Origin of the sequence: Pseudomonas fragi, assembly GCF_002269505.1 — a bacterium.
GTDB classification, from domain to species: Bacteria; Pseudomonadota; Gammaproteobacteria; order Pseudomonadales; family Pseudomonadaceae; genus Aquipseudomonas; species Aquipseudomonas fragi_D.
In genome coordinates this window covers 76,225-91,991 of sequence record NZ_NQKQ01000019.1, presented here as the reverse complement: position 1 = coordinate 91,991, position 15,767 = coordinate 76,225, and the positions used below count along the sequence as shown (strand labels likewise).

The following is a 15,767-nucleotide window of genomic DNA, read 5'->3' as shown; positions in this document are numbered from 1 at the left end:
GCGGGAATGCCCAGTTTCGTGATTAGCATGCTCAGAAAAATTAACTGACTGTTGCACTTGTTCCTTGAGACCGCCATGTCTTTACGTAGCCGGTCAATTTTGGCGACGGTGGTTTTCAGTTCGGCATTGAGCTTTCCAATATCCACCACCTCGCGGTTGTCCCTGACTTCGACGTAGTTGCTGACCGACAGGTTGTAGTCGTTGGCGGTCACCTTCTCGAACGGGACGGATTGGGCGAAGTGCGCCACATTCATCTTGCTGTCGAAAGCCTGCATGATCTGTTCGATGTGCGCGTCCAATAGCACGTTGTTATTGGTTTCCTTTTTGAACAGGCTGCTGGCGTCGATGAATTGGGTGGTGGTGTCAGTCTTGTGTTTGGAGAGCACCAGAATATTCACTGCGATGGTGGTGCCGTAGAACAGGTTGGGTGCCAGCGAAATCACGGTTTCGACGTAATTGTTATCCACCAGATACTGGCGGATTTTTTGCTCTGCGCCGCTCCGGTAGAAGATGCCGGGGAAACAGACAATAGCGGCTCGGCCCTTGCCGGAGAGGTAGCTGAGTGCGTGCAACACAAAGGCAAAGTCGGCCTTGGATTTTGGTGCGAGCACGCCCGCCGGGGCAAAGCGTTCGTCGTTGATCAGGGTGGGGTCGTCCGAGCCGATCCATTTTACCGAATACGGTGGGTTGGAGACGATGGCATCGAAGGGCTTATCTTCACCAAAGTGCGGATCGATGAGGGTGTTGCCGAGCTGGACGTTGAACTTGTCGTAGTTGATGTTGTGCAAGAACATGTTCATCCGCGCCAGGTTGTAAGTGGTGTGGTTGATTTCTTGCCCAAAGAAGCCGTCTTCAATGATGTGCGCGTCGAAATGCTTTTTGGCTTGCAGCAGCAGCGAACCGGAACCGCACGCGGGGTCGTAAATTTTGTTGACGCTGGTTTGCTTGTGCATGGCGAGCTGCGCAATCAGCTTGGACACATGCTGCGGGGTGAAGAACTCGCCGCCGGATTTGCCGGCATTGGCAGCGTAATTGGAGATGAGGAATTCGTAGGCATCGCCGAACAGGTCGATGTGGCTGGCATCAAAATGCCCGAAATCCAGTTCGGCCACGCCTTTGAGCACAGCGGCGAGGCGGGCGCTTTTGTCTTTGACGGTATTGCCGAGGCGGTTGCTGGTGGTGTCGAAGTCGGCAAACAGGCCTTTGATGTCATGCTCCGATGGGTAGCCGTTAGCGGAGCGTTCAATAGCGGCAAAGATGGTGGCTAGGTCGGTATTCAGGCTCTCGTTGGTGTTGGCACTGGCGGCGACCTTGGCAAACAGCTGGGTAGGGTAGATGAAGTAGCCCTTGGTCTTGATGGCGTCGTCTTTGATGTCTGCGGTGATGACGCTGTCGGGCAGTTCAGCATAGTTGATGCTGTCATCACCGCCTTCGATGTAGCTGGCAAAGTTTTCACTGATAAAGCGATAGAAGAGGGTGCCGAGCACGTATTGCTTGAAATCCCAGCCATCGACGGAGCCGCGAACATCGTTGGCGATCTGCCAGATCTGGCGTTGCAGGGCGGCGCGTTGTTGGGTGCTGGTCATGCGTTCTTCCTGTTAATTTTCTGGGCTTCAGTCGTTTACTGGGCGTTGTTAAGGGCCTGGCTGTGTGATCTGGAGTCGCGGCAGCTGCGCTGCCTATGCTTGTGTCAGCTCAAGTAGGTCGCCTACTTGACATTCAAACAGTAGGCACAGCTTCTCAATGGCCTCCAGATCCACTTTCTGCGCCGTTTCTTTGTAGAGCAGGGTTACCGTGGCGCGGCTGAGCCCCGTTTCTCTGGCTACGTCAGCAATACGCATCTTGTGCTCGCCCATCATGCGGGCGAGATGGCAGCGGATCATGGCTGTGCCCCTGGCAATTTGTCTTCTCGTGAAACCCTGAGAGTAACACGACGCTTTTCTTAGCGTGACATTTTGTTAGTCAAACTAATATTTTTCAATCAACACTAACTTTTTATCGGCTTTTGGCTTGTCTGAAGATCGAGCCCAAGCAGGAGATCCGCTACAGCCGCTATTCGGCAAGCGCCTTCGTGGATTATCCCCTATCCAAGAAGCCGTAACCGACCATGCCACGCGAGCCGCTGAAACCTGCGCAAGCACGGGTCGCTGTGCAGCGTATTTTTGGCGTGGTAGTTCACACTTTATGCACATGACGACGAATCGCCCGAGCACCCCAAAGGCTAAAGCGATGCCCCACATTCAGCAGCCCAAACTAAGGCAACTCCCTTCCTTGCGTTAACCGGTGAGTTCGAAGCAGGGATACACCTTGATTATTAGTAGGCACCACGAGCCTTTTTCTCGTTGATCGGTGGCGCGCTCACATCACCCGAAACCGTCCTGAAGGAACAGCATCAAAAATCTGTATTCCAAACAGTATTCCATGAAGATTTATTAACAGAAATATACTATCTATATCAGCAACTTACATTACCAGTTCAGATTACCCCGGCCCACCAAATCCACAAAAAAAGACGTCCTCGGACGTCTTTTTTTGTGCCTGGGATTCAGTGAAACCTCAGATTTCAGTGACATCAAGCCGATACCCACCCCACATCCCCCACAAATGGTCTAAACGGACGATGAGCCCCTCCCCCAGTCAGGCCGAGCATCAGCTCAGCGCCAACCCAACCGGCAGACTGAAATAAAGGGGGCATGATGGATATCAAACAATTGCTGCTTGAGCGCGAGCTCAATGCAGTCCTTGCTCGCTATGCACGGGCTTGCGATCAGCGCGACTGGTCAGCCATGGATGATGTGTTCCTCCAGGAGGCGACTGCCGACTATGGCGGTCTGCATCAGCTTCAAGGTCGCGGGCCGATTGTGGCCATGATTCGTGTGCATCTGGATGGCTGCGGGCCTTCGCAGCACTTGCTCGGCAATCTGTTGGTCGAGTCCAGCGATTCAACAATCGTGAGCCGCGTGTATGTGCGCGCCGCCCATCGCGGCGCCGGCAGTATGCAAGGCTTGACCTATGAATCGCTGGCCGAATATCAGGATCGTTGGGTGTCAACACCAGACGGCTGGCGTATTGCCCATCGGCGTATGGATATCAGTCACGAGCTGGGATGCCGCGATGTCCTGCGCCCGGCCACTGAAAGCGCGCAGGGTTAAGCGCCCTGATATTTCAGGCAATCGGAATCAATGGATCCGCTGCAGCCCAGGCCACCTCTCGGTTGGCAGCCGGCGGGTAGATCCATACCGTATTGATCTGTGTTTTCAGCGACTTGCCTTCCTGGCGGGTCAACTTGACCTGGCGATCCCAGCCTTCGGTGTAGACCGCTCCCCAGCCACCCAGGTCCAGGCAGGTGACGTACTTGGGCTGGCTGTAGGCAACCGGGGCTACACCCAGCATCTGCGCGGCTACGTTATTGCCCGCGTGGCGCCCCAATACGATGGCGTGCTGGCAGGTCATCAGGGCATGGTTGCCCAGGTCATCCGTGGCGGCATAAGCCACGTCGCCGGTGGCGAAGATATCTTGCTGGCCTATGACTTGCAGATGCGCGTCTACATGCAGACGCCCAAGCCCATCGCGCTCCCCAGGGATTTGCGCCGTCAGCGAGCTGGCCCGTACACCGGTGGTCCAGATCACAGTTTTCGCTTCGATTCGTTGACCATCACCCAGGGTTACGCCTTGCTTATCGACGGCTACCACAGACGATTTCAAGCGCCAGGTCACTCCCAGATCATCACTGGCTTCGGCAATCGACTGGCTGATGTCGGCGCCCAGTGAAGCCCCGATTTTTTCACCCCGGTCAACGATGATCACTTCCATATCTGCATGCTCGCCCAGTATGGCGCGCAGGCGGGCCGGCATTTCGGTTGCCGTTTCAATGCCGGTGAAGCCACCGCCCGCCACGACCACGGTGTTGCGGCCACGGCTCGCTGGCAGATCTGCCAGGGATTTGAGGTGGTTTTCCAGGCGTATGGCTTGCTCGATCTGGTCCACGTCGAAGGCGTATTGCGCCACACCTTGGGTGTCAGGCAGCGCCAGCCCGCTGCCAGAGGCCAAGACCAGTTTGTCGTAGGGACGAATTTGTCTGGCGCCTGCAGCATCGGTGTAAACGACCTGTTTTTGCTGCACGTCGATGGTCTCTGCAGCGCCCTTGATAAAGGTGACACCTACCGCGTCGAGCAGTTCGCCAATCGGTGCGAACAGCTGGTGCGCGTCCGGCTCGTAAAAACGCGGGCGTATGCGCAGCTCGGCCTGAGGGGCCAGCACGGTCACTTCGACTTCGTTGTGGCCATGAATGTCGAACAGCCGCGTTGCACTCAAAGCGGTCCACATGCCACCGAAGCCTGCGCCAATAATCAGAATCTGCTGTTTCATTTTTTATCCCCTGATGAGAAGCCCGAGCAAAGCAACCCCGAATGACGATCACCACCGAACCTCAATAACGGCGACTATATTAGTCGTAGTTACAGAGAGCAATCTTTATTTGTGGTCCATGCCACTGCTGTCACGCCCAAGGAGCGTTGCTCGCCTGACTGATCACTGCTAAAATATGCGACTAATTCAGTCGGAGATTTTGATGTCTCTTTACAGCGCGGGCGTTGAGTACGGCATTCACTGCCTGCTTTTTTTGGTAGGCGATGGCGGCGAAAGCCGTGAGGCGAGCGTGCGTGATCTTGCAGAGTTGCAAGGCGTGCCTCAGGACTACCTGGCAAAGATTTTCACCAAGCTGGCCAAGGCCAAACTGGTCGCCGCAACAGAGGGCGTACGCGGCGGGTTCAAGCTGGCCAGGCCTGCTGACGAAATCAGCATTCTCGATATCGTCAACGCTATCGACGGCCAGAAGCTTATTTTCGATTGCCGGGAAATTCGTGGCCGCTGCGCACTCTTCGAAGGCTCGCCGCCTGCCTGGGCGCTGGACGGCCACTGTTCGGTTCACGCAGCGATGATGACGGCACAAAAGCGCATGGAAGAGGCCCTGGCCCAACAAACCATTCTTGATCTTGCCCGAAAGGTCGGCCGAAAATCTCCCGCCGAGTTCCCGGCACAGGTCGGCAAATGGATCAACGATCGTCGAGAGAAGAAAAGCGCCGCGCAGACTTCTGACGACCAGGCCATCCCGGTAACTGAAATCTCGGACTAAGCCCCGGCCCTTTTACAAACCCCACCGCCAGCGCCGACAAGATCAGCACAATCGCAAGCCCTTCGTTGAACCCAACCTTGTGCCCCAGCATCAGCATCGAACCTGCGATCCCGAAAACCGGAATCAGCAGGGACAGCGGTGCCACCCTGGACACCGGGTACTCGCGCAGCAACAGATTCCAGCCCCAGTAACAGAAATGCGTCGCCGCATAGACCTGAAACAACAGGGAAAACAACGCCACCCACTCAAAGCGGCTGACTAAAGCGGTAAAAGGCGCAGATCCGTGGGCAAGCCAGGTAAGCGCCAACAGCGGCAGCGGCGCAAACACACTGGCCCACACCACAAAGGCGAACATCTCCCGGACTTTCGACTGTTTGATAATGACGTTGCCGACACTCCAGCTCAACGCACTGATCAGCAACAGGCCATAACCCAGGGTCGTGCCCCGGCCGGGGCTGGCAGCAATAATGCTGATCAGCCCCAACAGCGCCAGCCCCATCCCCAGGATCTGGCCGAAGCCCAGATGCTCGCGAAACAGCAATACCCCCCAGCCCATGGTGAAAAAAGCGCTGAACTGGATCAGCAACGCGGCGGTTCCTGGCGGCACGCCCCATTCAATACCCAGATTGATCAGGGCCCACATGGCCACCCCAAAAATCAGGCCATAAGCGGCCAGCCACTTGATGGCAATCGGCGGGCGTTTGACGAAAAACACCCACGGCAAAGCCGCAAGGGTAAAACGCAGCGCCGTGAGCAACAGCGGATCAATAGCTGCCAGACCCAGTTTGGTGATGGGAAAGTTAAGCCCCCAAACGGCCGTCACCAGCACGGCAAGGAGCAAATGTTTCTTTTGCATAGGGTTGTGCTTCCAGTGGCAAGGCGGGCGGCGTCATGCACCACCCAAAGTGCCACTATGCACATTTGCAGCATCGGCCCGCTTGCACTATCAGGTCATAGATCATTAAATTCGGGCCATGCGCAAAATTGAATCCGACACCTGCGAAAATATCCCCCGCGACGCTGTCGTCACGGCCATTGACTATGCCGACGGGCAGCACTTTGCCCTGCACAGGCATAACCGCGGGCAGTTTGCCTATGCCGCCTGCGGTGTGATCACGGTGTATACCGACCAGGGCAACTGGGTGGTACCGCCGCAACGGGCCATCTGGGTACCGGCAGGGGTGCCCCACGAGATGAGCATGAACGGCCCGGTCACCATGCTGAACACCTATATACGCGGGCCCGCTTCTGCCCGGCTTGGCCTGCCTGCACAGTGTCAGGTGTTCGGCATATCGCCCCTGCTGCACCAGCTGCTGATCCAGGCCCGGGATATTCCGGCGCTTTATGACGAAACCCGCAGAGAGGGGCTGCTGATGAATTTGCTGCTCCATGAAATAGCCGACATGCCAGCCCTTTCGCTCAATGCGCCGCTACCGGCTGAGCCCAGGCTGGCCCTTGCCTGCCGCACGCTGCTGGAGCTGCCGTCACTGGATATCGGGATTGATGACATGGCCCGGCAGGTTGGCATGAGCCGCCGGACCTTTACCCGCCTGTTTCGCCAGCAAACCGGCATCAGTTTTGTGGAATGGCGCCAGCAAGCCTGCCTGTTGGCAGCGGTGGTGCGCTTGGGGCACGGCGAGGCAGTTACGCAAGTGGCGACCGATCTGGGCTACAGCAGCCCGAGCGCTTTCACCAGCGTTTTTCGCCGGGTACTGGGCGAAGTGCCAAGCCGGTACTGCCTCAAAGGGATTCATTAAACCGACTGGCCAGCCCCGCTGCCGGCGAAAGCAGCACCCGTTCACAATTGCATCTGCCTCAGTGCGGATTACGTACCCCCACAACGCGGTAAACAGCGCTCCCCGTATCCCTGAACATCAGTCGCCAGGCGCCTCGCCTGCGGCTGCCGTTAAAACCAAAAAGGTCAGCGGACATTAATTGATCGCTGTGGGCGTGCCAGTTGACCGCCGTTGAACGCCCCTCGCGCAAATGACTCAAGGTCAGGGCAACACTGATACGGTTACGGCCCGAAAACTGAGCCTCCACTTGTTCAGGATTATCAATAGTGATCGCAGTTGGCGAGCGGGCTGGAGGGAGCGCAGCGGCCACCGGCCTGGCGCTTTGTATGCGCTGCTTTTTTGGGGCCGTGCTTTTGCCGGGCAATCGGGTCATGGGCGTAGCCTCGGGCGTTCCCGTAACGCCCGAAGGTTCTGGAGCCTGTGGTTCATGATGGGCGCGAAGCAGCAGGCTGCGAACACCAAGATGCCTCAACTCACGGGTGGGTGGCTGCCCTGTTGCAACTACAGCGCGCAAACGCTCCCGAGACCCGACGTCCACGACATATCCGTATATGTCGCCCCGTACAGTGGGGTAAACCGCCAACGCCACACCTGTAGTCTGCAGAACCTGACTGTGCTGGCTGTAAAAAAAGTTGACCAGCTTGACTGTTTCATCAGGGCTCAGCGCCATGTTCCGGGCAAACTCCAGGGCTTTTTCCGTAACGCCTTCAGCCAGCTCATATCCCTGCGCATCCGTGATGCCTGGCGTTGGCCGTTGCCCCTCGGCCAAGTCCTGCAGCCGGTTCACTGTAAACAGTACCGAGCCTGCCACTGCCCCCAATCCTGCAACAGCTTGAGCGGCATTAAACAGCCAGCCCAGGGCATAGCCAAGCGCGGCAAAAATGACGATCAGACTTAGCCCGGCAACGACCCGATAGGTTCTGGGCAAATCGTCTTCCCGCCCATCAGGGTCTATGCGATTTATCGGGTTATTACCGACCATGGCATAAACATTCAAGCCGTCGATGGCCCCTGCCGGGTCTGCACTGACCCAGCGTTGCAGCCAGGCCGCGTAATAACGCACACCGTAATAGTAGAGTCCGGATGCATCGCGCTCCTTGCCCGAATAACGCAGGGTCTTGAACGTGGCTTCAAGCGCGCTTTTCGCCGCCCACCATGCGGTCGCCCCGAACGGGTAAAAACCCTCCTGGCTGAGCAGTACCGCGCGCTCATCAAGCTCCAGTGTGCCGCTGCCCAGGTGATCGCAAAGGCTGAAGCGCACATGCTCATCCTCAACCCCATCGGGTAACCCCTGCTCCCAAGCCAGTAAACGGACCCCGGTGCGGCCAGCTTGCAGGGTCAACACACTTGAGCGCTCTCCCGTGGCCCGATTGAAGCGCAGTTCCAGCCCCGGCAAATAACGTACTTCATGCAGGTGCGTGAGGTTTGCGGCCCGGGTCGTTCGACGTTTAAGCGCCCGTTGCCCCTGACCGTCGTAGACGTAGACTTCTTCATCATTCGCACCGCTGGTGCGCTGCACGCTGGTGACCCGCAACAGTTGATTGCGCACATTCCACTCAAGGGCCTGGCCACGCACCAACGCCAGTTGATTGCCACAGGCATCAAATCCCTCGCCTGAAGCCAGCAGGGAGCCGGGCTCAGCCAACTGGCTGCGGTTACTGGTTTCTGACACGGACATGCGCTGGGTATAGCCCTGGCCGGCAGAGGGCAGGTGTTGCATCTGTACCAGGTTGGCGCCAGCATCGTACTGATAGTGCCGCGTATAGTTACGCCATAGCTGCGTGTCCGTCGTGTCGAAGAGCACCGCTGCAGGGGCATTGGCACCACCGGAGTGACGCGCATTTTCTCGCCCGGTGGCTTTGACCAGTTGATAGAGCGTGTCGTAAGTAAAGACGCTCGATGCTTCGATGATCGAGTTGCTGGCCCAGGTGGTCGGTTGAGCGCCATCCACCACACGCGTCATATTGCCCACTCGATCGTAGGTGTAAGCCAGATCCTGCAGGACTCTACCTCGTGCCCCACCGCGACAGGCCTGCAACCGCCGCAGGTGGCCATCATCGTCTGAGTACGTAGCCCGGGTGACAACACCGTTGCCCGCCCGCTCGCTCGTCACTTGCCCGGCGGCGTTGTAGACCTGCTCATCCACCAACAGTTTTGACTTGCTACCTGCCGTAAGCAGGTCAACACGTACCTGCTCCCCTGCAACGTTGTACTCGAAGCGCTGTCGGCTCCCCTTGGCATCACGCAGCCCGAATAATTGACCCAGCGCGTTGTAATGCCAGGCCGTCAGGTAATGCTGAGCTTCCAGCTGTCGCTCGCGCAGCGCTTGTGACTCAGGCCAGTCGAGCGCTTCAGGGGCCAGACAGAAACGCCGCGACTGACTGCATACATCGCCTGTTAATCCGTAATGCTCGTTGATGACGCTGCCTGCCGGGTCATCATGGCGGACCAGACGACCGCATCGGTTCCGCGTCCTGTGCGCCGCATCGACCGCCCCGTAGGTAAAACGCTCAAGGCAACGGGCCTGGGGCTCATCACGGTGCTGTTCATGAACGGCCATGAGCCTGGATTGGGCATCGTAGTCAAAACGCTGGTGATGCCCGCGCCCGTTCCAGGTTTTGCGCATCTGTTGCGCAACGTCGAACAGGGTAATTTGCCAACCGCTATCGACGCTGTCGGTGCGCAATGCCAGCCCTGAAAGACTGGAAATCTGGCGTTGATTGGCCGCGACAGTGGGCGAATGACTGCGCAATGCCCGTAACCGCGGATCCCACTGCCTGAGCACAAAACCGGTGGCTCCAAAGACAGTTTCGTGAATGCGCGCCTGGGGGGACTGCTGTGCAGTCAGGCGGTGGTATTGCACCCTGCGTACGCTCAAACCCCTGGGGTCAACCGCCGTCAGTGACGGCGTGTGATGATGCACATTGGTCATGGCGTCTGGCCTGTTTTGTGAAATGGAGCAAAAAGGCTATGGCTCAAGTTAAGGGTAAAGGTGGTAAAGAGTTATTTTTTAAAAGGCCGGTCCCCCCCTCCCCAGCCATCGCCCCCCAATGGACGAGGCTGAGGCTGACTTCATCGCGCCCACAAAAAAACGCCCGAAGGCGTTTTTTATATCTGACAGCCTGTGTTTCACACCCGCGACTTGCGCCCGAAAAATGGATGGCTCGGGTCGTTGTAGCCCGGCGTCGTTGAGTGCCCGGTGACCACCAGATCATTGATAAAGGCTTCGTCCTGCGCAGTGAACCGGTAGTTCAACGCCGGTACATAGTCTTCCCATTGCTGTTCGGTGCGCGGCCCGGCGATGGCCGAGGTGATCAGTTGGTTATTCAGCACCCAGGCCAAAGCAAACTGGCCTGCGGTAATGCCTTGCCCCTCGGCATAGTCACGAATGCGCTGGGCCAGGTTCAGGGACTCGGGGCGCCATTCCGTCTGCTGCAAGCGCGGGTCGTTGCGCCCGGCGCGGGTGTCCTGGCCAGGGGCCTGATCGGGGTCATATTTGCCGGTGAGCACGCCGCGCGCCAGCGGGCTGTAAGAGATCACGCCAATCCCGTAATGCTCCGCCGCAGGCAAGTGCTCGACTTCAATCTGACGGTTGGCCAGGTTGTACAGCGGCTGGCTCACGCTCGGACGCTGGATGCCCAGCAGGTCGGCACTGCGGCTGAATTCGGCAAGCTTCCAGCCACGGTGGTTGGACAATCCGTAGCCACGAATCTTGCCCGCCCGAATCACGTCATCCAGCGCACGCAGGGTTTCATCCACCGGGGTGTCGTGATCTTCGCGGTGCAGGTAAAACAGGTCGATATAGTCGGTGTTCAGGCGCTTGAGGCTGGCGTCCACCGAGGCAATAACGTTCTGGCGCGAGGCGCCGCTGTTGTTCGGCCCGCTGCCGCCCGGGTTGGGATTGACGAACTTGGTGGCCAGCACCCAGTGCTGACGACGATCACCGATCAAACGGCCAACCACTTCTTCCGAGGCACCGCCGTTGTAGCCGTTGGCAGTATCGATGGAGTTGATGCCCTGCTCGAAAGCGCGGTCGGTGATGCGCCGGGCGACGTCGTCCGGGGTCTGCCCGCCGAACATCATGGTGCCCAGGGTAATGGGCGAAACCTTCACGCCGTTGCGGCCCAGGTTGCGGTATTGAATGTCGCTCATGCTGACTCCCTGCGTGGTGATCGTGAAATCAAGTGGCGCAAACAGTAGTCAGCCGTGTTCTGGCGGTCAACGCCCAACGGGGCATAACCATAGAGCGGTTTTATCAGGGATTCGCTTATTCAAAACTGGTCTTTAAACGTCGGAATTAATTATTTATGGATCTAAAAAACCCTCGGTAATCTCATGACTTTTCGGACCGCATGAAAAGGAATCATCATGAGCCGTCTATCCCATGGCCCTGACTATTCACCTGCAATCGCCCCTGTTGCAGGCTCACGCCCATGAATATCCCTACCGGTTTTCTCGACAGCAGCGGCAGTGTTCCCTTCAGCCTGCCCGAGCGTGATCAACAGGGCGACGACCCCATCGCCGAACGTATCAGCCGCAACGTGCGGCGCTTGCGCGACAAGCGCCAGTTGAGCCTGGAAACACTGGCCCATGCCAGCGGTGTGCGCAGAGCGCTGATTGCGCAGATCGAAGCGGGTCGCAGCCTTCCCTCGGTCAAGGTGCTGAGCAAAATCGCCGGTGCACTGAAAGTGTCCATCGCCGAGCTCCTCGACCCTGACAGCATCGGCATTGTTATCCGCCGCGCCTTGCCCCCTGAACACGCCGCTCATAGGGTGACATTTTCCGAGCTGCGCCTGGGCCCCCAGGCCGAAGAACAGGTGCCCGGCAACCCGCACAGCGTGCAAAAAAATCTGCAGGTGGCCAAAGGCAGCCTGGAACTGAGCATCGATGACCAGCAGTTCCTTCTGCACGCCGGCGACTCGATCCTGTTTCGCGGCGAACAACCCCACCGCTACCGCAACCCGCACAACAGTGAAACCGTCGCCTATCTGCTGACCAGCCCTGCGCAAGTGCAGGAATAGCCCGCGCTTCCCTATCCTCTGCCTGGAGCCTTCGCCTTGTCACGTCAGCCCTCCCCTCTGGATTTTCCTGAAAGCCCGCTGTCCCGTGCCTTTGAACAACCGTTGTTTCTGGGCCTGTTCCTGCCGGTGCAGTCCGGAGGCTGGAGCCCATCAGCACTGCCACGCAGCACCACCTGGACCTTCGACTACAACCGCCAGCTGACCCTGCGCGCTGAAGCGCTGGGCTTTGACCTGGTGTTTGCCCTCGCCGAATGGCTGGGCAAGGGCGGCTACGGGGGAGATATCCGTTACCACGACGAGTCGCTGGATGCCTTTATCACCCAGGCCGCGCTGGCGTCGGTGACCGAGCGGATTTTGCTGATTTCCACCCTGCATGTGCTCTACGGCCCCTGGCACCCGCTGCACCTGGCCAAGTTCGGCGCCACCCTGGATCACATCAGCAAGGGCCGCTGGGGGTTGAACCTGGTGACCGGGCATCGTCATCGCGAACACCGGCGCTTCGGCCAGGCCCCCATCGAGCACGACCAGCGCTACCGCCAGGCCGACGAATTTATCCGCGTGGTGCAGGAGCTGTGGCACAGCCCGGACAACGTTGATTTCAGCGGCGATCATTACAAGCTTGAAGAGGCCTATGTCAGCGTCAAACCGTCCTTTGGCCGCCCGGTGCTGGTCAACGCCACCGGCTCACCCGCAGGCATCGACTTCGCCGCCCGCCACTCCGACATCGTCTTCACCACCAGCCCCGGCAGTGCAGAGATCGAAAACGCGCTAGAGAAACTGCCCGAGCATTTGCAACGGATCAAACACGCTGCCAACGGCTATGGCCGCCAAGTACGCACCTTGATCAACCCGCTGGTGATCTGCCGCGACAGCGATGCCGAAGCCTGGGAAGTCCATGCCGCCATCACCGCCGCAGGCGACCCCGGTGCGCTGGAGGGCCATGCCCGCGAGGCCAGCGATGCCCATGCCTGGCGCGGCCACCAACCGGCAGAGCGCTACGTGGGCGGCAATATCCAGCTGGTCGGCAGCCCCGAGACCGTGGTGCGCGACATCATCCGCCTCAAGGAGGCCGGTATCGACGGCCTGCAACTGAGCTTCTTCGACTTTGCCCCCGACCTTGAACAATTTGGAGCGCGCGTGCTGCCACTTTTGCAGCAGGCCGGATTGCGCCGCTAACCCACCCCCAGGATGACCGCCATGCCCTTTACCCGTCGTCAATTCGTTGCTGGCCTGTCTGCCCTGTCCGCGCTCGGCGCCAGCATTCCGTTCCTGCCCACAGCCCTGGCCGACGCAACGGGTGAAGCCGTCAGCGGGCGGCGGGTATTCAACCTGCTGATCAACCCCGAGCCGCCGTCCCTGAGTTCGTTCAACACCACCGCCGGTACCAGCGTCACCGCCAGCAGCAAGGTGCTGGAGGGGTTGCTCACTTATGACGAAGCCCTCAACGCCCGCCCCGCACTGGCCACCGCCTGGGAAGCGGCACCCGATGGTTTGAGTTACCGCTTCACCCTGCGCGAAGGGGTCAAGTGGCATGACGGCGAGCCGTTCACCTCGGCGGATGTGGCGTTCTCCCTGGATCTGATCAAGCGCTTTCACCCCCGGGGCTCCAGCACCTTTGCCAACCTGGAGCGGGTCGATACACCCGACGAGCACACCGCCATTGTCCACTTGAGCAAGCCTGCGCCTTACCTGATCCGCGGTTTTGCCGGCGGCGAAACACCGATCCTGCCCAAGCACCTGTATGCCGCGGGCGACCCGCTGAGCAACCTGCACAACAACGCCCCGGTGGGCACCGGCCCGTTTCGGTTCAAGCGTTGGGAGCGCGGCAGTTTTATTGAATACGAACGCAACCCGCAGTACTGGGACCCGACGGCCACCGTGGTCGACACCCTGATCCTCAAAGTCATCCCCGATGGCGCGGCACGCCTGGCCGCCTTCGAGAACGGTACGCTGGATGCTGGCGGGCAAAGTCCGGTACCGCTCAGCGAGCTTGAGCGCCTGACCAAGTCAGGTCGGTTGAAGGCCACAACCCGCGGCTATCGCTACACCATTACCCCGACCATGCTCGAGTTCAATCTCGACCATCCGCTGCTGTCACGCCTTGAAGTTCGCCAGGCGATTGCCCATGCCCTGGACCGCGAAGTGATCCGCAAGGTGGTGTACTACGGCTACGCCGAAACCAGCTACTCGCCTATCCCGAAAAGCTTCGCCAACTACGTCTACGAGGGCCCCAACCCGTACCCCTTCGACACCGCGGCGGCCAATGCATTGCTGGACAAAGCCGGGCTGGTAAAGACCGGCAACTGGCGCTTCAGCCTGACCCTCGACCCGCTGCCCTACGGTGACAGCTACAGCCGCACCGCCACCTATGTGCGCAGCGCTTTGGCACGCATTGGCATCGAAGTAAAACTGCGCGCCCAGGATTTCCCCACCTATATCAAACGTATCTACACCGACCGTGACTTTGATTTTGCCGTGGTCGGCATGGGCACCCTGTACGACCCGACCGTGGGTGTACAGCGGCTGTTCTGGTCGAAGAATTTTCGCAAGGGTGTGCCCTTCTCCAACGGCACCCACTACAACAATCCAGAAGTCGATCGCCTGCTGGAAAGCGCCGCGGTGGAGACCGACGAGCAAAAACGCGGCGAGCTGTTCAAGGCGTTCCAAAAGATCGTGATTGAAGAAGTGCCCTCCATCACCCTGGTGATGCAGCAGCAAGTGTCGGTGTACAACGCCCGGGTCAGTGGTTTCGAAGACGACGCCAACGGCCTGGACAGCAGCCTGGCCAATATCAGCCTGGCCGACACCGGAGGCGCCCATGCTTGAACGACGCAGAATGTGGCGCCTATCCCGGCGCACCCTGTGGCAGGCCATCCCCACCGTGGTCGGCATCCTGGTGCTGAATTTTTTGCTGCTGCGGCTGATCCCCGGTGACGCCGTGGATGTGCTGGCCGGTGAGTCCGGCGGCGCCAGTGCCGAAACCCTGCTGCAGTGGCGCAGCCATTTCGGTCTGGACTTGAGTCTGATGGAGCAGTTGCAACGCTACCTTGGTCAACTGGCTCACCTGGATCTGGGGATGTCGCCGCGCTTCAACCTGCCGGTCAGTCATCTGGTGCTCGATCGCCTGCCCAACACCCTGCTGCTGATGGTCGGCGCTCTGGGGCTCGCGCTGGCTATTGGCATCGCTGCCGGAACGATCATGGCCACCTGGGTCGGGCGCTGGCCTGACCGGGTGTTATCACTGGCGGTGTTGCTGCTGTATTCCACGCCGGGGTTCTGGATCGGCCTGATGGCAGTGCTGCTGTTCTCGGTAAAACTCGGCTGGCTGCCCAGCAACGGCTTCCAGACCCTGGGCCTGGATCTGCATGGCCCGGCCTGGTTGCTCGACCGCCTGCAACATGCCGTGCTGCCGGTGCTGGCCCTGGCCACGTTCTATATTGCCCTGTACGCCCGCCTGACCCGCGCCGCGATGCTTGAAGTGCAGCGCCAGGATTACGTGCGCACCGCCCGGGCCAAGGGCCTGGCGCCCTGGCGGGTGGTGTCACGGCATGTGCTGCGCAATGCCCTGCTGCCCGTTTCGACCCTGGCCGGCCTGCATTTCGCCGCCCTGCTCGGCGGTGCTGCCGTGACCGAAACCCTGTTCGGCTGGCCCGGCCTGGGCCGCCTTACGCTGGAGGCTGTGATGTCCCGCGACTACAACCTGCTGCTGGGCATCCTGTTGCTGTCATCCATGCTCGTGGTGGTGATCAACATCACCGTCGACCTGCTGCAAGCCTGGCTTGACCCACGTATCCAGGCCGACTGAAAAGGAGCTGT

At 59.3% G+C, this 15,767-nt stretch carries 13 protein-coding genes; 7 read left to right on the top strand and 6 right to left on the bottom strand.

From position 1 onward, the window contains the following. Both CJU81_RS16700 and CJU81_RS16695 read right to left on the bottom strand, forming a co-directional pair. A partial coding sequence (locus tag CJU81_RS16700; RefSeq protein WP_254924891.1) for a type I restriction-modification system subunit M occupies window positions 1-1,586 on the bottom strand: 1,586 nt, incomplete at its 3' end. Between the two features lie 93 nt (window positions 1,587-1,679). Then, window positions 1,680-1,883, bottom strand: coding sequence for a helix-turn-helix domain-containing protein (locus CJU81_RS16695; protein ID WP_095037527.1), 204 nt, complete (start codon window positions 1,881-1,883; stop codon window positions 1,680-1,682). An 813-nt stretch (window positions 1,884-2,696) separates the two neighbouring features. Here CJU81_RS16695 and CJU81_RS16690 point away from each other — a divergent pair. Beyond that, window positions 2,697-3,152 (top strand): nuclear transport factor 2 family protein, encoded by a 456-nt coding sequence (locus tag CJU81_RS16690; protein WP_217902761.1) that lies wholly within the window; start codon window positions 2,697-2,699, stop codon window positions 3,150-3,152. Between the two features lie 13 nt (window positions 3,153-3,165). On the opposite strand, the gene CJU81_RS16685 is transcribed toward CJU81_RS16690, so the two are convergent. Beyond that, window positions 3,166-4,368, bottom strand: a complete 1,203-nt coding sequence (locus CJU81_RS16685; protein ID WP_095037525.1) for an NAD(P)/FAD-dependent oxidoreductase — start codon at window positions 4,366-4,368, stop codon at window positions 3,166-3,168. 202 nt (window positions 4,369-4,570) lie between these two features. On the opposite strand from CJU81_RS16685, the gene CJU81_RS16680 reads away from it, so the two are divergent. Then, window positions 4,571-5,134 carry an RrF2 family transcriptional regulator gene (locus CJU81_RS16680; RefSeq protein WP_095037524.1) on the top strand — a complete coding sequence of 188 codons (564 nt, stop codon included), beginning with the start codon at window positions 4,571-4,573 and terminating at the stop codon, window positions 5,132-5,134. Here CJU81_RS16680 and CJU81_RS16675 read toward each other — a convergent pair. After that, window positions 5,055-5,990, bottom strand: coding sequence for an EamA family transporter (locus CJU81_RS16675; protein WP_095037523.1), 936 nt, complete (start codon window positions 5,988-5,990; stop codon window positions 5,055-5,057). The genes CJU81_RS16680 and CJU81_RS16675 overlap by 80 nt on opposite strands. A 118-nt stretch (window positions 5,991-6,108) precedes the next feature. Between CJU81_RS16675 and CJU81_RS16670 the strand changes: the two genes are divergently transcribed. Continuing rightward, entirely contained in the window at window positions 6,109-6,891 is a 783-nt protein-coding gene (locus CJU81_RS16670) for an AraC family transcriptional regulator (RefSeq protein ID WP_095037522.1), read from the top strand. A gap of 58 nt (window positions 6,892-6,949) precedes the next feature. Here CJU81_RS16670 and CJU81_RS16665 read toward each other — a convergent pair whose 3' ends face one another. Then, window positions 6,950-9,862: an RHS repeat-associated core domain-containing protein gene (locus tag CJU81_RS16665; protein ID WP_095037521.1), complete on the bottom strand. Its 2,913-nt coding sequence runs from the start codon at window positions 9,860-9,862 to the stop codon at window positions 6,950-6,952. Between the two features lie 197 nt (window positions 9,863-10,059). Beyond that, window positions 10,060-11,082 (bottom strand): aldo/keto reductase, encoded by a 1,023-nt coding sequence (locus tag CJU81_RS16660; RefSeq protein ID WP_176464861.1) that lies wholly within the window; start codon window positions 11,080-11,082, stop codon window positions 10,060-10,062. Window positions 11,083-11,363: 281 nt separating this feature from the next. Here CJU81_RS16660 and CJU81_RS16655 point away from each other — a divergent pair, with 281 nt between their 5' ends. Genes CJU81_RS16655 through CJU81_RS16640 form a run of 4 tightly spaced genes read left to right on the top strand, consistent with a single transcriptional unit; the run spans window position 11,364 to window position 15,756 of the window. Continuing rightward, window positions 11,364-11,951 carry a helix-turn-helix domain-containing protein gene (locus CJU81_RS16655; protein WP_095037520.1) on the top strand — a complete coding sequence of 196 codons (588 nt, stop codon included), beginning with the start codon at window positions 11,364-11,366 and terminating at the stop codon, window positions 11,949-11,951. A 36-nt stretch (window positions 11,952-11,987) separates the two neighbouring features. Further along, window positions 11,988-13,127 carry an LLM class flavin-dependent oxidoreductase gene (locus CJU81_RS16650; protein ID WP_095037519.1) on the top strand — a complete coding sequence of 380 codons (1,140 nt, stop codon included), beginning with the start codon at window positions 11,988-11,990 and terminating at the stop codon, window positions 13,125-13,127. Between the two features lie 21 nt (window positions 13,128-13,148). After that, window positions 13,149-14,777, top strand: a complete 1,629-nt coding sequence (locus tag CJU81_RS16645) for an ABC transporter substrate-binding protein (RefSeq protein ID WP_095037518.1) — start codon at window positions 13,149-13,151, stop codon at window positions 14,775-14,777. Further along, the gene (locus CJU81_RS16640; RefSeq protein WP_095037517.1) at window positions 14,770-15,756 is read left to right on the top strand and encodes an ABC transporter permease; all 987 of its coding nucleotides are present in this window, start codon (window positions 14,770-14,772) and stop codon (window positions 15,754-15,756) included. Before CJU81_RS16645 ends, CJU81_RS16640 begins: the two co-directional genes overlap by 8 nt. Window positions 15,757-15,767: the final 11 nt, after the last annotated feature.